Below are 15761 nucleotides of genomic sequence, written 5' to 3'. Positions count from 1 at the left end.
CATTTACTTATTATTTAATAACGCGTAAATGAGAGCCTTTTTTCTTCTGTGGCTTCTCTGGTGGTGTTTCATCAATAAATTCAGCTGATGAATCAACACTTTCAAGCTCAGGCACAAAATCGTCTTCGTCCTCTAAAAACTCATCTGCAGTAAAGACTGTTCCTTCGCCATTTTCACGCGCGTATATTGCAAGCACAGCACCTAGAGGCACATACACTTGCATTGGCTGACCACCAAAGCGCGCATTGAAGCTAAGTTGGGTTAAGTCTAACGAAAACTGTGTGACCGCTGATGGACTTATGTTTAAAACAATTTGTCCATCTTGAACAAACTGTGTTGGCACTTGTACATTTGCAAACCCAGCGTCTACCACTAAATGCGGTGTACACTCGTTATCGACTATCCAATCAAAAAAAGCACGTAATAAATAAGGACGATTAGGCGTCATTATAAACGGATCTCACGCTCAGCTTCAGTTAAAGAGGCTTGGAATGACTCACGTTCAAATAAGCGGATCATGTACTCTTTAAGCTCTTTAGAACCTGCACCATTAAGCTCAATACCAAACTCTGGTAAACGCCATAATAGTGGAGCTAAATAACAGTCTACTAAGCTAAACTCTTCACTCATAAAGTAAGGTGCTTCGCTAAAAATAGGTGCTACAGCAAGTAATGCTTCTGTTAGCTCTTTACGAGCTTGAGCAGCATCTGACGTGTTGTTACTGATTTTATCAGCTAGGCTGTACCAATCAGTATCAATACGATGCATCATTAAGCGACTACGACCACGCATTACCGGGTAAACAGGCATTAGTGGAGGATGAGGAAAACGCTCATCAAGGTATTCCATGATGATGTTTGCCTGGTATAAACCAAGCTCACGGTCAATCAGTGTTGGCACTGTGCCGTAAGGGTTAATTTCGTGAAGTGCTTCTGGCAAGTTATCTTTTTCAGCCAAATGAATATCTACACTTACACCTTTTTCCGCAAGTACAATACGTACTTGGTGGCTATACATACAGTTAGCACCAGAAAAAAGGGTCATTACAGGGCGCTTATTGGCAGCTACGGCCATGCCTATACCTCCATTAAATAACTAAAACAGCAAAAGGGGCTTAAGCCCCTATTGCAAAATTACCTTTAAAAATGTTCAACTTAATGAACATCTCTCCAGTATTCTTTCTTAAGCATAAATGCCAAGATAAATAGAATTATTAAGAATCCTATTACCTTAATACCTAGCGCTTCCGATTCAAGACGTGAAGGTTCACCCACGTACTCAAGGAAGTTTGTTAAATCACGAGCCGCTTGGTCGTATTCATCTACGCTTAATTCACCCGTACCATCAGTTTCAGTAGCAATAACTTTGGTCACAGTGTGGCCATGTTCTTCTACTTCTTTAGTGATAGGCGTTGGTAAACCTTGTAGTTCTTGAAGAACATGAGGCATACCTACCGATGGAAAAACAATATTGTTAACTCCAAACGGGCGAGATTCATCTTTATAAAACGATTTTAGGTACGTGTAAATATAATCTGGTGATTTTACACGTGCAATTAGAGTTAAATCCGGCGGAGCCGCACCAAACCATTTTGCTGCATCGTCTTTTGTAATTGCGTTGGTGATATGGCTACCTACTTTAGAGCCGTCAAAAATTAACTGCTCTAAACCAACTTCTGTTGGGATACCGATATCACGAAAAGTACGTTCATAACGTTGATACTGCATTTGGTGACAACCAAGACAGTAGTTCATGAACAACTTTGCACCGCGTTGTAAAGATGGTTGATCAGTAAGGTCGTTATTCGCTTCCATTAAAGGAACCGACGGACCTGCTGCCATAACCATGTTAGGCAACAAGTTTACTGATAAAGCAAATAAACCAATAATAAGCTTCTTCATCATTTCGTTAACCTCTCTGGCAATGGCTTAGTTTTTTCGTTCTTACTGTATACAAACAACAGTACGAAGAACATAAAGTAAGTCACAGTACAGATTTGAGAAATAATCGTTTTCATATCAGTTTGTGGAGTTGCACCCACCCAACCAAGAAGAACGAAAGTTACAACAAAGCCTGCAATGTTCCATTTATGGAAACCACAACGGTAACGAACCGATTTAACTCTACCACGGTCTATCCAAGGTAGTAATGCAAGTACTACAATCGATGCACCCATCGCCGCAACACCAATTAACTTATCAGGGATTGCACGTAAGATTGCATAGAATGGCGTAAAGTACCAAACTGGGAAAATATGCTCAGGTGTTTTAAGTGGGTTAGCCGCCTCGAAGTTTGGACCTTCTAAAAAGAAGCCATTCATCGCCGGCATAAAGAACACAACCCAACAAAACAGTATTAAGAAACCAACCACACCCACAATATCTTTAACTGTGTAGTAAGGGTGGAACGGTATCGCATCAACAATGTCTTTTTTGTTAGTGTAATACTCGTGGAATTTAAATTTAGGCTTATCTTCTTCAGCTACTGAGCCTTTCTTACGTTTAATCTCAATACCTTCAGGGTTATTTGAACCCACTTCGTGTAGAGCAACAATGTGTAAGAAAACTAAGATTACAATAACCAGTGGTAGTGCAATTACATGTAATGCAAAGAAGCGATTAAGCGTTGCACCTGATATTACGTAGTCACCACGGATCCAAAGTGTTAAGTCATCACCAATAACCGGAATAGCACCGAATAATGAAATGATTACTTGTGCGCCCCAGAACGACATTTGGCCCCATGGTAATAAGTATCCCATGAATGCTTCAGCCATTAGCGCTAAGAAAATGAACATACCAAATAACCACAGTAATTCACGCGGTTTTTGGTAAGAACCGTAGATCATGCCACGGAACATATGCATATATACAACGATGAAAAACGCTGATGCACCTGTTGAGTGCAAGTAACGTAGTAACCAGCCATATTCTACATCACGCATGATGTACTCTACCGAGGCAAAAGCACCTTCAGCAGACGGAACAAAGTTCATCGTCAACCAAATACCTGTTAGGATTTGGTTTACTAGTACTAACATGGCTAGTGAGCCAAAAAAGTACCAGAAGTTAAAGTTTTTAGGTGCTGGATACTGTGCAATGTGCATGTTCCAAACACGTGTCATTGGGATTCGGTCGTCTATCCAACCAATAATCTTACCAAACATTAGGCTACCCCTCTTTCTTCGCCCACTAAAATAGTGGTGTCATCTAGAAAAGTATAAGGTGGTATTTCTAAGTTTAATGGTGCAGGTACCGATTGAAATACTCGACCAGCCATATCAAATTTAGAACCGTGGCACGGGCAGTAGAAACCGTCATCAGTCCCTTCTACTTTCTCACCAAAATTACCTTGTAAAAAGCCTGGTGAACATCCTAAATGCGTACAAATACCTACAGCCAAAAATATTTCTGGACGTAATGAACGGTAATCATTTGTTGATGATTCTAATTGTTGTGGCTCTTGCGATTGCGGATCACGAAGTTGACCTTCATGTTCTTTCATCTGCTCAAGCATTTTTGGGGTACGTGATACAACCCATACAGGTTTACCACGCCACTCGACACGTATTAATTGTCCAGGCTCAAGTTTGCTGATATCTACTTCTACAGGCGCACCCGCAGATTTAGCTCGCTCACTTGGATTCCAAGACGCAATAAAAGGAACAGCAGCCCCAGCCGCACCAACACCACCTACAACAGAGGTAGCTATGGTTAAAAAGCGACGTCGGCCATTGTCTACAGGCGCATTGCTCATCCACTTATCTCCACTATGATTCTCAACACTTGCTATATTGAGAACATCAGTTACAGCAGGTTAATTATTCGAAATTTTTAAAATAGAAGCGATCATAATTAAAACCCTTGATTAAAACAAGGTTATTCAAAGCCCCATGCTCGAATAAACCTGACTTGATCAAAAATTTGATTAAGCTAGCTCGAGAATAAAGCCGAACGACTATAATAACGCTTCTGTAAAAACAATATACTGACCGAGATCAACACCACTAAGAGGAAACAGTAAAAACTGTACATAGTGTCGTTAAACTCACTCATTTTACTTCCACGCCAATTGTAGCAAAAAATTCCACCAATTAACTGATGGATTTAAACTAATTACGATAATTATTTAACTTTTTTGCAGCTATCTGAGTGTTTTTTAACTTTCGTTCGATTAATACGCAGTTATTGATAAATTTGATCATCATTAATTACAGCAATACCAAGTATGGCGACCGCTATAAACAAATTTAAATTAAGTAGGAAATGTAAACTTTTTGATTTGAAAACAAAAAACCCAGCATAAGCTGGGTTTTTGGATTCTTGATAACGTATAGATTAACGTTTTGAGAACTGTGGACGCTTACGCGCTTTCTTAAGACCCACTTTCTTACGTTCAACTTTACGTGCATCACGTGTAACAAAACCTGCTTTACGAAGTTGTGGACGTAGTGACTCGTCAAACTCCATAAGTGCACGAGTGATACCGTGACGGATAGCACCAGCTTGACCAGTTGTACCACCACCAGAAACGGTGATGTAAAGGTCAAATTTTTCAGTCATATCAACTAGCTCAAGAGCTTGATGAACAACCATGCGTGCTGTTTCGCGACCAAAATACTCTTCTAGAGAGCGTTTGTTGATTACGATGTTACCAGTGCCTGGGCGTAAGAATACGCGAGCACTTGAACTTTTACGACGACCTGTACCGTAGTATTGATTTGCCATGATGGTGCTCCTTAAATGTCTAGAACCTGAGGCTGTTGTGCAGCATGGTTATGCTCAGTACCTGCGTAAACTTTAAGTTTACGGTACATAGCGCGGCCTAAAGGACCACGTGGCAACATGCCTTTTACAGCTTTCTCGATGATCATTTCAGGCTTTGCAGCTTGAAGTTTATCAAAAGTAGTAGACTTAAGGCCACCTGGAAAACCAGAGTGAGCGTAGTACACTTTATCTTTGAATTTGTTACCAGTTACAGTAACTTTTTCAGCGTTGATAACGATGATGTAATCACCAGTATCTACGTGAGGAGTGTATTCAGCTTTATGCTTACCGCGTAGGCGGTGAGCGATTTCAGTAGCGATGCGACCTAAAGTTTTACCTTCAGCGTCAACTACGTACCAGTCACGTTTTACTGTTTCTGGTTTAGCAACAAACGTTTTCATTTATAAAAATCCAATGTTTTTCAATTAAAACCACAAGTAGTTAATATTAACTACTGCTCTAAGTTTGCTATAACCCCTTCGAGTTTTAGACTTTTGCGCCGCTCACAAGTGGCTAGACTATATGAGGACATAGAACGCAACGTGGCAGACGCGGGAGTATACCAGCACTTAAAACACATTGCTACTCGCCGGTTGTTTTTTCCACAAGAAATTTCAGAAATAAGAAGTACTATATATGTACCTCTTTTTTTATAGTTGCCCTATTACACATTTACTTACTTATTTAAACTAAATGCTCTCTAGCTAAATATTCTAAGGATTGCATTTCTTGTAAACGACTAATACAACGCTTAAATTCAAAGTTTAAATTACCTTGGGTATAAAGGTCGGTAATAGGTTTTTCAGCCGATATAATTAAAGTTACGTGGCGCTCGTAAAATTCATCCACTAAAGCAATAAAGCGTCTAGCAGCATCATCATTAGTTTGCCCTAGCTGTTTTACGTTAGAAATAATCACCGTATTGTATAAGCGGCTAATCTCCATGTAATCGACCTGGCTACGTGCTGTTTCGCACAATTCACTAAACTCAAACATCACAACGCATTTAGCTACTTTACGCGTTTTGATTTTTCGCCCTTCTATCTCTATCGGCTCATCTAATTGTCCTGGCTCTGGCGATAACTTATCGAAGTACTCAAATAGATTCTTATCCGCATCTTCATCTAACGGACTATGAAAAATTTCGGCTTGCTCTAAAGTACGTAAGCGATAATCAATACCTGAATCTACATTAACTATCTCGGTATTTTTTTTAACAAGCTCGATTGCTGGCATAAAACGCGCTCGCTGTAAGCCATTTATATAAAGTTCATCAGGCACTATATTAGAGGTTGCTACAAGTACGATGCCCCGTGCAAATAGCGCTTCCATTAAGCCACCTAATAGCATGGCATCAGTAATATCTTGTACAAAAAACTCATCAAAGCAAATAATGTCTGTTTCAGCTTTAAAAGTGTCAGCAATTTTTTCTAATGGATTAGCCGTATTATTTAGCTTTTTAAGCTCGTTATGCACTCGGTGCATAAATCGATGAAAGTGCACACGCATTTTACGTGTGCCCGGTAATGATTCGTAAAAAGTGTCAACTAAATAAGTTTTACCACGCCCTACTCCCCCCCAAAAGTACAAACCTTTTACAGGCGCAGGTTCTTCTTTACTAAATAGCTTAGCAAAAAAGCCTTTTTGTTTTGGCTTTGTCTGAGTTAGGTCATCGTATAGACGTTGTAAATGGCGCACAGCATTTTCTTGTGCTGCGTCGTGTACAAAGTCATCTCGCTTTAAGTCTTGTTGGTATGTTTGCCAAGGAGTCATATCTATTTACAGTTAAAACACAGTTTAATTTGCAAAGCATATTAACACGCATCATAACTCGGGGTATATTACACTTAGTATGATTTATAATTGAATCGGCATTCGTTAGTTATTTTCCCAAAGGGGTAGTTTTTATGGGCACAGTTATGTGGGTAGGTTTGATTGTTATTGTTGCTGTTGTAGCATTTTTTATTGGCGCATTTGTTACTAAAAAACAGTTCAAACAAGATGAATTAAAAGAGCAAGCAGAGCAAGCTGAAAATGCGTTAGAGCAGTATCGTCAAGATGTAGCTGATCATTTAGCGAATACTGGTAAGCTCGTAAATAAAATGAAAGAAAACTATGATCAGCTGCTTAGTCACGTTGAAGAAACAAACCAGCTTCTTCTAGAAGATAGAAATAAAGCACCAGCTGAACCATTCTTTTCAAAAGAAACAACAGAACAACTGCAGGCTTCATTAAAAGAGCGTCAATGCGATCGTTCTACAGCCGCAGCACAACCAGCTGATTATGTATCAGGTGAATCAGGTTTATTTGCTGGTCAAAATAAAGTTTCAGAACATTCTAAAGCATCTTGATGAACTTTTTTTTGACCCCATAGTCTTTAGATATAACAGCTTTGTTGTTTTATCTTAATAAACCGAAAAGGGCTGCTGTAAAGTAGCCCTTTTTGTTTTGCTTTATCTTAAGTGGAGTTACCCCTGACTATGAAAATGAAATTATCACTTATCAGCGCAGCTATCCTATCTACAAGCTTGTTAATGAGCCCAGTAGCGTCTTATGCAAAAATGCCAATTGCAGTAAATGGTCAACAACTACCAACTCTTGCCCCCATGCTAGAGAAAATATCTCCAGGTGTTGTAAGTATCCAAGTTTCAGGCTCAAAAGAAGTACGGCGCCGTGCAGATCCGCTTGAATACTTTTTTGGACAGCAACAGCCTCGCAGTCAAAAGCGTCAATTTAGTGGATTAGGCTCTGGGGTGATTATTGATGCTGATGAGGGTTATGTAGTCACTAATAATCACGTCATCCAAGATGCCGAAAAAATGGTAGTAACCCTCGAAGATGGCCGTGAATTTGAAGCAACTAAAATTGGTACTGATACAGAATCAGACATCGCTCTTTTACAAATAGACGCTGATGACTTAACTGAAATAAAACTCGCAAATTCAGATAGTATACGAGTGGGCGACTTTGCTGTCGCTATTGGTAACCCATTTGGACTTAGCCATACAGTTACATCTGGTATTGTTAGTGCTCTTGGCCGTAGTGGTTTAAATATTGAGGGCTACGAAGATTTCATTCAAACCGATGCTGCTATCAACCAAGGCAACTCTGGTGGTGCATTAGTTAACTTAAACGGTGAATTGATTGGTATTAACACTGCTATTTTAGGTGCTTCTGGCGGTAACGTGGGTATTGGTTTTGCCATTCCATCAAACATGATGAAAAACTTAGTTGATCAAATTGTTGAACACGGTGAAGTACGCCGAGGTTCGCTGGGTATTTCTGGCCGCCCACTTGATGCAGGCCTTGCTAAAGCGCAGCAACTTGACGTCAAACAAGGTGCTTATGTAATGCAAGTAATGGACGACACTGCCGCAAGTAAAGCAGGTATAAAAGCAGGTGACGTAATTGTTAGCATTAATGGCGGCGATATTAGTGGTTTCCACGAGCTGCGCAGCAAAATTGCTACGCTAGGTGAAGGCCGCGAAATAAAACTAGGTATTTACCGCGATGGTAAAATTAAAACGGTAAAAGTAACTCTTGATGGTGCATCAGGTGTTACAGCGACAGGCGAAGAGCTGCATCCTGCCTTCCAAGGCGCGACACTTGAAAACGTGCAAAAAAATAGTAATAAAGGTATTGAGGTTACGTCTGTAGACCCTCGCTCACCTTCTGCCCGTGTTGGCCTTGAAGAAGGTGATATTATTATGCAAGTGAATCGTCAACGAGTAGAGACTATTCGTGATATGAATAAGATTATCGAAAACACCAAAGGTAATATCGTACTTGGCGTGCAACGTGGTCGTGAGTCTATATTTATTTTAATTCAGTAATAAATAGCACTATTAATGTAATAAAAATAACAGTGGCACTTGCCGCTGTTATTTTTTTTATGTCATCATAAAGAGATTGCTCACTTACATAATAAGAAAACTGTGCTGAAATTAATAAAATTTATTCTTCCCCCTTTATTTGCAGGTCTAAGTATTGCTTTTTTAGTGGTTTTTTTCAGCCCTAATATGCGAGCTGCCTTACTTCCTAATGTTCCCCTTCCGAGCGCGATGAGTGCGAGTCACTTGAGTTTTTCTGATGCAGTTAAACGAGCAGCTCCTTCTGTAGTTACTATTTTTTCAGAAAGCATTTCCAAAGAGCCTCGTTATAAAAGAAAAAACACGGTACAAGAGCTAGGCTCTGGCGTCATTATGTCGCAAGACGGTTATATTCTTACTAACTACCATGTTGTGAATAATGCAGACCAAATTATGGTTATCTTAACCGATGGCCGACGCTTTTTTGATGTGCAACTAATTGGTTTTGATACCATTACTGATTTAGCCTTACTTAAAATCAATGCAGATCACCTCCCGGTAATTCCCGTAAACGATAACTATGTATCAAATGTAGGCGATGTTGTACTTGCTATAGGCAACCCGCTTAACTTAGGGCAAACAATCACTCAAGGCATTATTAGTGCAACCGGTAAGCAAAAAATTACAGATAGCCCTTACAATAACTTATTGCAAATGGATGCAGCTATTAACGTGGGCAACTCCGGCGGGGCATTAGTTAACTCCAATGGTGATTTAGTCGGCATTACTTCTGCACAATTTAAAACGCGTGAGAACCTGAATATTCAAGGAATATTTTTTGCGGTTCCTTACTCACTTGCTAAAAAAGTGATGGGTAAACTCATTCGTCACGGTCGGGTTGTGCGCGGCTATTTAGGCTTTGAAGGCACAGCAGTAGATAGTACGGGTAAAGAAGTAAACGACAGCCTAACGCCGGTTACCGGCATGCGTATTACTAATTTAGACCCTTTGGGGCCAGCATGGCAAGCGGGTATTGAAGAGCAAGATATCGTCATTAAAATTGCAGGGCTTTCGGTAGCAAACCCACAAAAAGTGCTTGAAAAAATAGGTAATACGGAGCCCGGTAAAGAAATAGAATTTGAGCTTTACAGAGATGGAAAAATAGAAAAAATCATGGTGGTGGTAGCTGAGCTTGAAACAAAGCTCTAATAAAGAGTAATATCAATCGTCAATAAAAAGGCCGGATAGCAATTTGCGTATCCGACCTTTTTTAAATAGCTTAACTAGTTATCTACTTAGCTACTTCTACGTTTAATGTTTGCGCCTAATGCACTTAGCTTATCTTCAATGCGCTGATAACCTCTATCAACGTGATAAATACGGTCAACAACCGTTTCACCTTGTGCCACTATACCCGTTAAGATTAAGCTAGCTGAAGCGCGCAGATCGGTTGCCATCACTTGCGCGCCCGTTAAGCTATCAGTCTCACCACAAATTGCGGTATGCCCTTCTAAACGAATATTAGCGCCCATACGCTGCAACTCTGGTACATGCATAAAACGGTTTTCAAAAATCGTTTCTGTGATCGTTGCACTACCATTTGCTACTACATTCAATGCTGTAAACTGAGCTTGCATATCCGTAGGAAAACCTGGGTGTGGAGCTGTTTTAATATTCACGGCTTTAAGTTCTCGGCCGCGCATATCAAGATAAATACTATCGTTATGTACTTCTAGGTGCGCATTCGTAGCACGTAGCTTTTCAATCACAGGCTCAAGAGAATGAAAATCTGTATTTTTACAAAGTACTTCACCGCCAGCCATTGCTGCTGCGACTAAAAACGTCCCAGTTTCAATTCGGTCAGGTAAAATACTGTGCTCGCAACCAGCTAAACGCTCAACGCCCTTAACTTCAATGCGGCTAGTACCTGCACCTGTGATTTTAGCGCCCATAGCAATTAGGCAGTTAGCTAAATCAATTATTTCAGGCTCGCGTGCCGCATTATCAAGTATGGTTTTACCATCAGCGAGGGCCGCTGCCATTAATAGGTTTTCGGTAGCGCCTACGCTTACCATTTCCATAAAAATTTCAGCGCCTTTTAAGCGACCATTTACCTTGGCATTAATATAACCATTTTCAACGTTTATTTGTGCGCCCATGCGCTCCAAACCTTGAATATGAATATCAACCGGGCGAGCACCAATAGCGCACCCACCAGGTAAAGACACTTGAGCTTCACCAAAACGTGCAACTAGAGGGCCTAATGCAAGCACAGAGGCACGCATTTGCTTTACTAAGTCGTAAGGCGCTAATGTTTTATTAACCGTAGCACCGTCAATTACTAGCGTATCGCCCTGCCAATTAACATCTGCACCTAAAGTTTTTAATAAGGCTTCAGTGGTCACTATGTCGCGAAGACGCGGTACATTAGTAAATATACTTTTACCATCAGCTAATAGTGAAGCAAATAAAATAGGAAGTGCGGCATTTTTAGCGCCCGAAATAGTCACTTCACCAGCAAGTGAAGTGCCACCTTGAATTACAAATTGATCCATTAGGAGGCCCTAGTTATTGCGGTAAAATGAATTTTTGTTCACGCTTCCACTCTACAGGAGTAAATGCACGAATAGATACTGCGTGAATTGTCCCATCTGAAATTGTATTCATTAATGGACCATAAACTAGCTGCTGCTTTTTAACTCGGCTTAAACCGTCAAAGCATTCGCCTACTGCAACAACTTCATAATGACTACCATTGGCTTTTACATGTACTTCAGCTAATTGAAGTTCTTCGCGTAATAATGTTTCGACTTGGCTAGTTTCCATAACTCTCACTCAAATAGGGTTGTAACCTGACCCAATTGCATTAAATTTTGCAATTGCTCAGGTAGGTTTTGCAATTCAAGGCGAATGCCTTGCTGCTTTAATTCTGCAAAAGAGTGAATTAACCAAGCTAAGCCTGCTGTGTCAACCCTTGATACTCCACTTAGGTCGAAATAGATGATTTTATGCTTAGTTAATAACTTATTGTTCAGAAGCTGTTCATCGCCAATTGAATTTCGAGTAAGCTCACCGCTTACTCCAAAATGTTGTCCATCAACTTGGCTTATTGCCAATTTAGTCATTCGAGTTACTGCCTCTAAACTGAACTGGTAGCTGACTCTTTTGCTCTAAAAGGTTACTTACATTATCAATACCTTGCTGGCGCAAAATACCTTGCAGCTCACTTTGTTTTGCGTCTAGTAAACTAATACCTTCGGCAATCATATCGTACGCGCGCCATTCACCGTCACGGTCTTCGCGTACTTTAAAATCGATTCTGATATCAGGTTTACCGTCTTCAATAATTTTAGTCTTAACAACAACAACGTCTTTGCCTTTAAACGCTTGCTCTGCACCAAACTCAACTTTCTGGTTTGTGTATTGAGTAAATACACCTGCATAAGTAGCAACTAAGTACTCTCTAAATACACCAATAAAGCGTTGAATTTCTTTAATTGCTTTGGCCTTTTCAGCCTCATCGGTAATTGCACGAACTTTAGATACTTCACTGCCAAGTACACGAAGTGCTGCATATTTATAGTCGATATAAGGCATTAATTCTTCTTCGACTATTACGCGAAGGTATTCTTGATCTTTAACAATTAATGGCTGATCTTTTTTAATGCGCGCAAATGTATTATCGGCAACTTGGCGTACCATTTTATTAGGATCGATTAATTTCACATCTGCTGCACTTACGCTTTGAGTTAGCGTCATTGTGCCTATTGCTACAATAGCTAAAAACTTTTTCAACATAATAATTACTCACTACCTTGGTTGAATAAAAACTGCCCGATTAATTCTTCAAGTACAATGGCAGACTTAGTATCAGTGATTGAATCGCCATCACCTAGTGCTTTACTTTCCACACCAAATAAATCGTCAATTGCTTCATCTTGCTTGTTTTCTGTCACTGTTTCGCCTAAACAACGTTGCTTAGCAGAATCTGGAGAAATTACAGGGTGAATACCCAAGTACTGCTCACCTAAAATACCCGACGTTAAAATAGAGATTGAGCTTGTGTCTGAAAAACGACATAAGTACTGTGCGTCAATGGTCATATTAACGACTGGTAAAAACTCTTGTGGGTGAACATAAATTGATTCAACACGACCAATTACAACACCACCTACTTTTACTGGCGCACGCGCTTTTAACGAGCCGATATTTTCAAACTTGGCATTAAGCGTATATGTTTCGCCAGAGCCACTAATACCTGAATTGGCAACTTTAAGTGCAAGCATCGCAAAAGCTAAAATGCCAAGTGCTACAAAAAAACCAACTAAAATTTCTAATTTCCGTGAATTCATTATCTATACCCTATTAACTGGTAAACATTACCGCTGTCAAAATAAAGTCAAAACCTAAAACTGCTAATGACGAATGAACAACCGTTTCGGTGGTTGCTTTGCTGATCCCTTCTGAGGTCGGCACACAGTCATATCCTTTATAAAGCGCAATCCAGGTCACCACTATGGCAAATACAAAGCTTTTAATAATACCGTTTAGTATGTCTTGCTGAAACGACACTTGCGATTGCATGATTGACCAAAAACTACCTGTATCAACCCCCAGCCAATCTACACCCACTAAATGAGCGCCTATAATTGCTACAGCTGAAAATATCAATGCAAGCAATGGCATGCTTATAAAACCCGCCCAAAAGCGCGGTGCAATAATACGTTTTAGCGGATCGATTGCCATCATCTCAAGTGATGAAAGTTGCTCTGTTGCTTTCATTAAGCCAATTTCAGCTGTCAAAGCGCTACCTGCGCGTCCTGCAAATAATAATGCAGTAACAACCGGGCCCAGTTCTCGCAATAAGCTCAGTGCCACTAACGGCCCCAAACTATCCTCAGCGCCATAACCAACCAATACGGTGTAACCTTGTAGAGCCAACACCATGCCGATAAACAAACCCGACACCATAATAATGAGTAACGATTGCGAACCAACCATATAAAGCTGGCGAACAAATAAAGGTGTGCCTTTTTTAAAATTAGGAACATGCGCTAATGCACTAAACAGCATATAAGCAGAACGACCAAGGGCCGCAAAACGTCCTAGCGTTTTATGCCCTAGCTTTTGAAATAAATCCAACATTATGCTTTTTCTCCAAGTAGTTCGTCTGCATAAGCTTGAGCCGGAAAATGAAATGGTACTGGACCATCCGACAAGCCTTTTAAAAACTGTTGAACTAAAGGAGATTCATGATTACGCATTTCATCTGGAGTACCAGAACCAATTACCCCTTGATCGGCGATAATTATCACGTGATCGGCAATGCTCATGACCTCTGTTACATCGTGCGTCACGATTAAAGACGATAAACCTAATACTTCGTTGAGCGACTTAATTAGCTTAACCAATACGCCCATCGAAATAGGATCTTGCCCTGCAAATGGTTCATCGTACATGATTAGCTCTGGATCAAGTGCTATAGCGCGTGCAAGTGCAGCACGCCTTGCCATACCGCCGGATAACTCAGATGGCATTAAATCTTTAGCGCCACGTAGTCCAACAGCTTGCAATTTCATTAACACAACTAATCGAATCAGGTCTTCACTTAGCTTTGTGTGCTCTCTTATAGGAAACGCGATATTGTCAAATACCGACATATCAGTAAACAACGCACCACTTTGAAAAAGCATACTCATTTTAGTACGTGCTTCGTATAACTCTTTACGAGACATTTTAGGAATGCTGCCACCTTCAAATAAAATATCACCTGAATCTGGTTTAAGCTGACCACCAATTAAACGCAACATAGTGGTTTTGCCAATTCCGCTTGGCCCCATAATCGCAGTAATTTTACCTTTAGGAACGCTAAAACTCATATTTTTATATATGGTTCTATTGCCTCTCGAAAAGCTAACATCCTTGACTTCTACTATTGATTGCGACAAGTCGCTCTCCATAAAAATGTTCACTAGTGCCCCTATTTTAAAGCTTTTTTGTCAAAGATGGAAAAAACAATTCGTAAGATTTTGTAATACACCCATGAAAAGGATTATAAGACTCGCTCAAAACAGCTTAACCCCGGCTTAAATTTTTAAATTAGCTGTTTAAAAGCAACATTGTTACCTAGTTGACCTTACTCTTTTATTTATACTTTCATCTTGGCTTTTGTTACTATTCGCGCCATCCGTATTTTGTATAACTGGCTTAACACAATGGTTACCTCGTTTGTTATTTTAATTCTTGGTTTTGCAGCTCTTGTTTGGAGTGCCGATAGGTTTGTTTATGGGGCTGCGGCTCTTGCTAAAAACTTTGGTGTACCTACACTTATTGTTGGTTTGACCGTTGTAGCCATGGGCTCTTCAGCCCCTGAAATGATGGTTTCAGCCTCTGCCGCTTTAGCTAACAAAACCGACACAGCCGTTGGCAATGCTGTTGGCTCTAATATTACAAACATTTTACTTGTGTTAGGTATCACAGCTCTATTTCGCCCTCTTTCAGTTTCATCTAGTACGTTAAAACGTGAAATGCCATTAGTGATGCTCGTATCTTTAGCTACTTGGTATGTGTTCTCAGATAACTACTTTTCATTTAGTGAAGGTGTTGCGCTTTTAGTTGGCTTTATCGTATTCATCGGTGGGTTAATTATTGTATCTATGCGTGCAAAAAACCAAGATGACCCATTTGTCTCAGAAGCCTGCGACGATGTACCAAACGATGTACCTACTAAAAAAGCGGTATTTTGGTTAATTGTCGGCATGATACTCTTGCCGGTTAGTTCTCATTTTTTAATCGGCTCAGCTGTTGATATTGCTAAATACTTCGGCTTAAGCGACTTAGTCATTGGTTTAACAATTATTGCCATTGGTACTAGCTTGCCTGAACTTGCCGCCTCGGTTGCAGGTGTACTTAAAAATGAAGATGATTTAGCACTAGGTAATATTGTTGGCTCAAACATATTTAATATTTTAGCTGTATTACCTCTAGCAGGTATTATTAATCCTTCAGCAATTGATCCATCGTTAGTAAGCCGAGATATATTAATTATGATTGGTGCAACACTTGCTCTTATTATTATGTCATTGAACTTTAGAGGCACCCAGCGTATCAATAGGGTAGAAGGCGGCTTATTGCTAATAGCGTTTTTGGGTTACCAAGGGTATATTTTTAGTCAAGTAGGGTAAAT

The 15761-nt window shown here is 40.1% G+C and carries 19 protein-coding genes; 4 read left to right on the top strand and 15 right to left on the bottom strand.

What is annotated here, in order from left to right; translation table 11 throughout:
- Positions 1-10 precede the first annotated feature (10 nt).
- The 8 genes from H5122_RS06265 to zapE all read right to left on the bottom strand — a co-directional run bounded on the left by H5122_RS06265 (position 11) and on the right by zapE (position 6539).
- Positions 11-448: a ClpXP protease specificity-enhancing factor gene (locus H5122_RS06265; RefSeq protein ID WP_002957966.1), complete on the bottom strand. Its 438-nt coding sequence runs from the start codon at positions 446-448 to the stop codon at positions 11-13.
- The gene (gene sspA, locus H5122_RS06260) at positions 448-1074 is read right to left on the bottom strand and encodes a stringent starvation protein SspA (protein ID WP_002957965.1); all 627 of its coding nucleotides are present in this window, start codon (positions 1072-1074) and stop codon (positions 448-450) included. Before sspA ends, H5122_RS06265 begins: the two co-directional genes overlap by 1 nt.
- Before the next feature lie 80 nt (positions 1075-1154).
- The gene (locus H5122_RS06255; RefSeq protein ID WP_002957964.1) at positions 1155-1904 is read right to left on the bottom strand and encodes a cytochrome c1; all 750 of its coding nucleotides are present in this window, start codon (positions 1902-1904) and stop codon (positions 1155-1157) included.
- On the bottom strand, positions 1901-3166 hold the full coding sequence (locus tag H5122_RS06250) for a cytochrome b N-terminal domain-containing protein (RefSeq protein ID WP_002957963.1): 1266 nt from the start codon (positions 3164-3166) through the stop codon (positions 1901-1903). The genes H5122_RS06255 and H5122_RS06250 overlap by 4 nt, the downstream gene beginning before the upstream one ends.
- Positions 3166-3756, bottom strand: a complete 591-nt coding sequence (petA, locus tag H5122_RS06245) for a ubiquinol-cytochrome c reductase iron-sulfur subunit (RefSeq protein WP_002957962.1) — start codon at positions 3754-3756, stop codon at positions 3166-3168. The genes H5122_RS06250 and petA overlap by 1 nt, the downstream gene beginning before the upstream one ends.
- A gap of 581 nt (positions 3757-4337) precedes the next feature.
- Positions 4338-4730 carry a 30S ribosomal protein S9 gene (gene rpsI, locus H5122_RS06240; protein WP_024595789.1) on the bottom strand — a complete coding sequence of 131 codons (393 nt, stop codon included), beginning with the start codon at positions 4728-4730 and terminating at the stop codon, positions 4338-4340.
- Positions 4731-4738: 8 nt separating this feature from the next.
- Positions 4739-5167, bottom strand: coding sequence for a 50S ribosomal protein L13 (gene rplM / locus H5122_RS06235; protein ID WP_002957960.1), 429 nt, complete (start codon positions 5165-5167; stop codon positions 4739-4741).
- 283 nt (positions 5168-5450) lie between these two features.
- Positions 5451-6539, bottom strand: a complete 1089-nt coding sequence (gene zapE, locus H5122_RS06230; RefSeq protein ID WP_182681701.1) for a cell division protein ZapE — start codon at positions 6537-6539, stop codon at positions 5451-5453.
- 134 nt (positions 6540-6673) lie between these two features.
- Here zapE and H5122_RS06225 point away from each other — a divergent pair, with 134 nt between their 5' ends.
- From H5122_RS06225 to H5122_RS06215, 3 genes are all read left to right on the top strand, one after another.
- The gene (locus H5122_RS06225; protein ID WP_002957957.1) at positions 6674-7117 is read left to right on the top strand and encodes a YhcB family protein; all 444 of its coding nucleotides are present in this window, start codon (positions 6674-6676) and stop codon (positions 7115-7117) included.
- A 129-nt stretch (positions 7118-7246) separates the two neighbouring features.
- Positions 7247-8599, top strand: coding sequence for a Do family serine endopeptidase (locus tag H5122_RS06220; RefSeq protein WP_182681700.1), 1353 nt, complete (start codon positions 7247-7249; stop codon positions 8597-8599).
- 102 nt (positions 8600-8701) lie between these two features.
- Positions 8702-9784, top strand: coding sequence for a trypsin-like peptidase domain-containing protein (locus tag H5122_RS06215; RefSeq protein ID WP_182681699.1), 1083 nt, complete (start codon positions 8702-8704; stop codon positions 9782-9784).
- Between the two features lie 86 nt (positions 9785-9870).
- Here the strand turns inward: H5122_RS06215 and murA are convergent, their stop codons facing one another.
- Genes murA through mlaF form a run of 7 tightly spaced genes read right to left on the bottom strand, consistent with a single transcriptional unit; the run spans position 9871 to position 14535 of the window.
- Positions 9871-11130, bottom strand: coding sequence for a UDP-N-acetylglucosamine 1-carboxyvinyltransferase (gene murA / locus H5122_RS06210; RefSeq protein ID WP_182681698.1), 1260 nt, complete (start codon positions 11128-11130; stop codon positions 9871-9873).
- 13 nt (positions 11131-11143) lie between these two features.
- Positions 11144-11401 carry a BolA family protein gene (locus tag H5122_RS06205; RefSeq protein WP_002957953.1) on the bottom strand — a complete coding sequence of 86 codons (258 nt, stop codon included), beginning with the start codon at positions 11399-11401 and terminating at the stop codon, positions 11144-11146.
- 5 nt (positions 11402-11406) lie between these two features.
- Complete coding sequence (locus H5122_RS06200) at positions 11407-11700, bottom strand: lipid asymmetry maintenance protein MlaB (protein ID WP_002957952.1); 294 nt, start codon at positions 11698-11700, stop codon at positions 11407-11409.
- Positions 11693-12373 carry a phospholipid-binding protein MlaC gene (locus tag H5122_RS06195; RefSeq protein ID WP_002957951.1) on the bottom strand — a complete coding sequence of 227 codons (681 nt, stop codon included), beginning with the start codon at positions 12371-12373 and terminating at the stop codon, positions 11693-11695. Before H5122_RS06195 ends, H5122_RS06200 begins: the two co-directional genes overlap by 8 nt.
- A gap of 5 nt (positions 12374-12378) precedes the next feature.
- Positions 12379-12927 carry an outer membrane lipid asymmetry maintenance protein MlaD gene (gene mlaD / locus H5122_RS06190; protein ID WP_002957950.1) on the bottom strand — a complete coding sequence of 183 codons (549 nt, stop codon included), beginning with the start codon at positions 12925-12927 and terminating at the stop codon, positions 12379-12381.
- A gap of 13 nt (positions 12928-12940) precedes the next feature.
- Entirely contained in the window at positions 12941-13720 is a 780-nt protein-coding gene (gene mlaE / locus H5122_RS06185; RefSeq protein WP_182681697.1) for a lipid asymmetry maintenance ABC transporter permease subunit MlaE, read from the bottom strand.
- Positions 13720-14535 carry a phospholipid ABC transporter ATP-binding protein MlaF gene (gene mlaF / locus H5122_RS06180; RefSeq protein ID WP_182681825.1) on the bottom strand — a complete coding sequence of 272 codons (816 nt, stop codon included), beginning with the start codon at positions 14533-14535 and terminating at the stop codon, positions 13720-13722. The genes mlaE and mlaF overlap by 1 nt, the downstream gene beginning before the upstream one ends.
- Positions 14536-14790: 255 nt before the next feature.
- Here mlaF and H5122_RS06175 point away from each other — a divergent pair, with 255 nt between their 5' ends.
- Entirely contained in the window at positions 14791-15759 is a 969-nt protein-coding gene (locus tag H5122_RS06175; RefSeq protein WP_002957947.1) for a calcium/sodium antiporter, read from the top strand.
- The last annotated feature ends 2 nt before the right edge of the window (positions 15760-15761 follow it).

Source organism: Pseudoalteromonas sp. SG43-8 (assembly GCF_014164245.1).
GTDB lineage: Bacteria > Pseudomonadota > Gammaproteobacteria > Enterobacterales > Alteromonadaceae > Pseudoalteromonas > Pseudoalteromonas distincta.
Note: the sequence above shows the minus strand (reverse complement) of the source record. Positions and strands in the feature narration are given on the sequence as shown.

Bases quoted from the DNA above. Each gene is read 5' to 3' on its own strand.
- H5122_RS06265 (WP_002957966.1), bottom strand. From the start codon at position 448: ATGACGCCTAATCGTCCTTATTTATTACGTGCTTTTTTTGATTGGATA.
- sspA (WP_002957965.1), bottom strand. From the start codon at position 1,074: ATGGCCGTAGCTGCCAATAAGCGCCCTGTAATGACCCTTTTTTCTGGT.
- H5122_RS06255 (WP_002957964.1), bottom strand. From the start codon at position 1,904: ATGATGAAGAAGCTTATTATTGGTTTATTTGCTTTATCAGTAAACTTG.
- H5122_RS06250 (WP_002957963.1), bottom strand. From the start codon at position 3,166: ATGTTTGGTAAGATTATTGGTTGGATAGACGACCGAATCCCAATGACA.
- petA (WP_002957962.1), bottom strand. From the start codon at position 3,756: ATGAGCAATGCGCCTGTAGACAATGGCCGACGTCGCTTTTTAACCATA.
- rplM (WP_002957960.1), bottom strand. From the start codon at position 5,167: ATGAAAACGTTTGTTGCTAAACCAGAAACAGTAAAACGTGACTGGTAC.
- zapE (WP_182681701.1), bottom strand. From the start codon at position 6,539: ATGACTCCTTGGCAAACATACCAACAAGACTTAAAGCGAGATGACTTT.
- H5122_RS06225 (WP_002957957.1), top strand. From the start codon at position 6,674: ATGGGCACAGTTATGTGGGTAGGTTTGATTGTTATTGTTGCTGTTGTA.
- H5122_RS06220 (WP_182681700.1), top strand. From the start codon at position 7,247: ATGAAAATGAAATTATCACTTATCAGCGCAGCTATCCTATCTACAAGC.
- murA (WP_182681698.1), bottom strand. From the start codon at position 11,130: ATGGATCAATTTGTAATTCAAGGTGGCACTTCACTTGCTGGTGAAGTG.
- H5122_RS06205 (WP_002957953.1), bottom strand. From the start codon at position 11,401: ATGGAAACTAGCCAAGTCGAAACATTATTACGCGAAGAACTTCAATTA.
- H5122_RS06200 (WP_002957952.1), bottom strand. From the start codon at position 11,700: ATGACTAAATTGGCAATAAGCCAAGTTGATGGACAACATTTTGGAGTA.
- H5122_RS06195 (WP_002957951.1), bottom strand. From the start codon at position 12,373: ATGTTGAAAAAGTTTTTAGCTATTGTAGCAATAGGCACAATGACGCTA.
- mlaD (WP_002957950.1), bottom strand. From the start codon at position 12,927: ATGAATTCACGGAAATTAGAAATTTTAGTTGGTTTTTTTGTAGCACTT.
- mlaE (WP_182681697.1), bottom strand. From the start codon at position 13,720: ATGTTGGATTTATTTCAAAAGCTAGGGCATAAAACGCTAGGACGTTTT.
- mlaF (WP_182681825.1), bottom strand. From the start codon at position 14,535: ATGGAGAGCGACTTGTCGCAATCAATAGTAGAAGTCAAGGATGTTAGC.
- H5122_RS06175 (WP_002957947.1), top strand. From the start codon at position 14,791: ATGGTTACCTCGTTTGTTATTTTAATTCTTGGTTTTGCAGCTCTTGTT.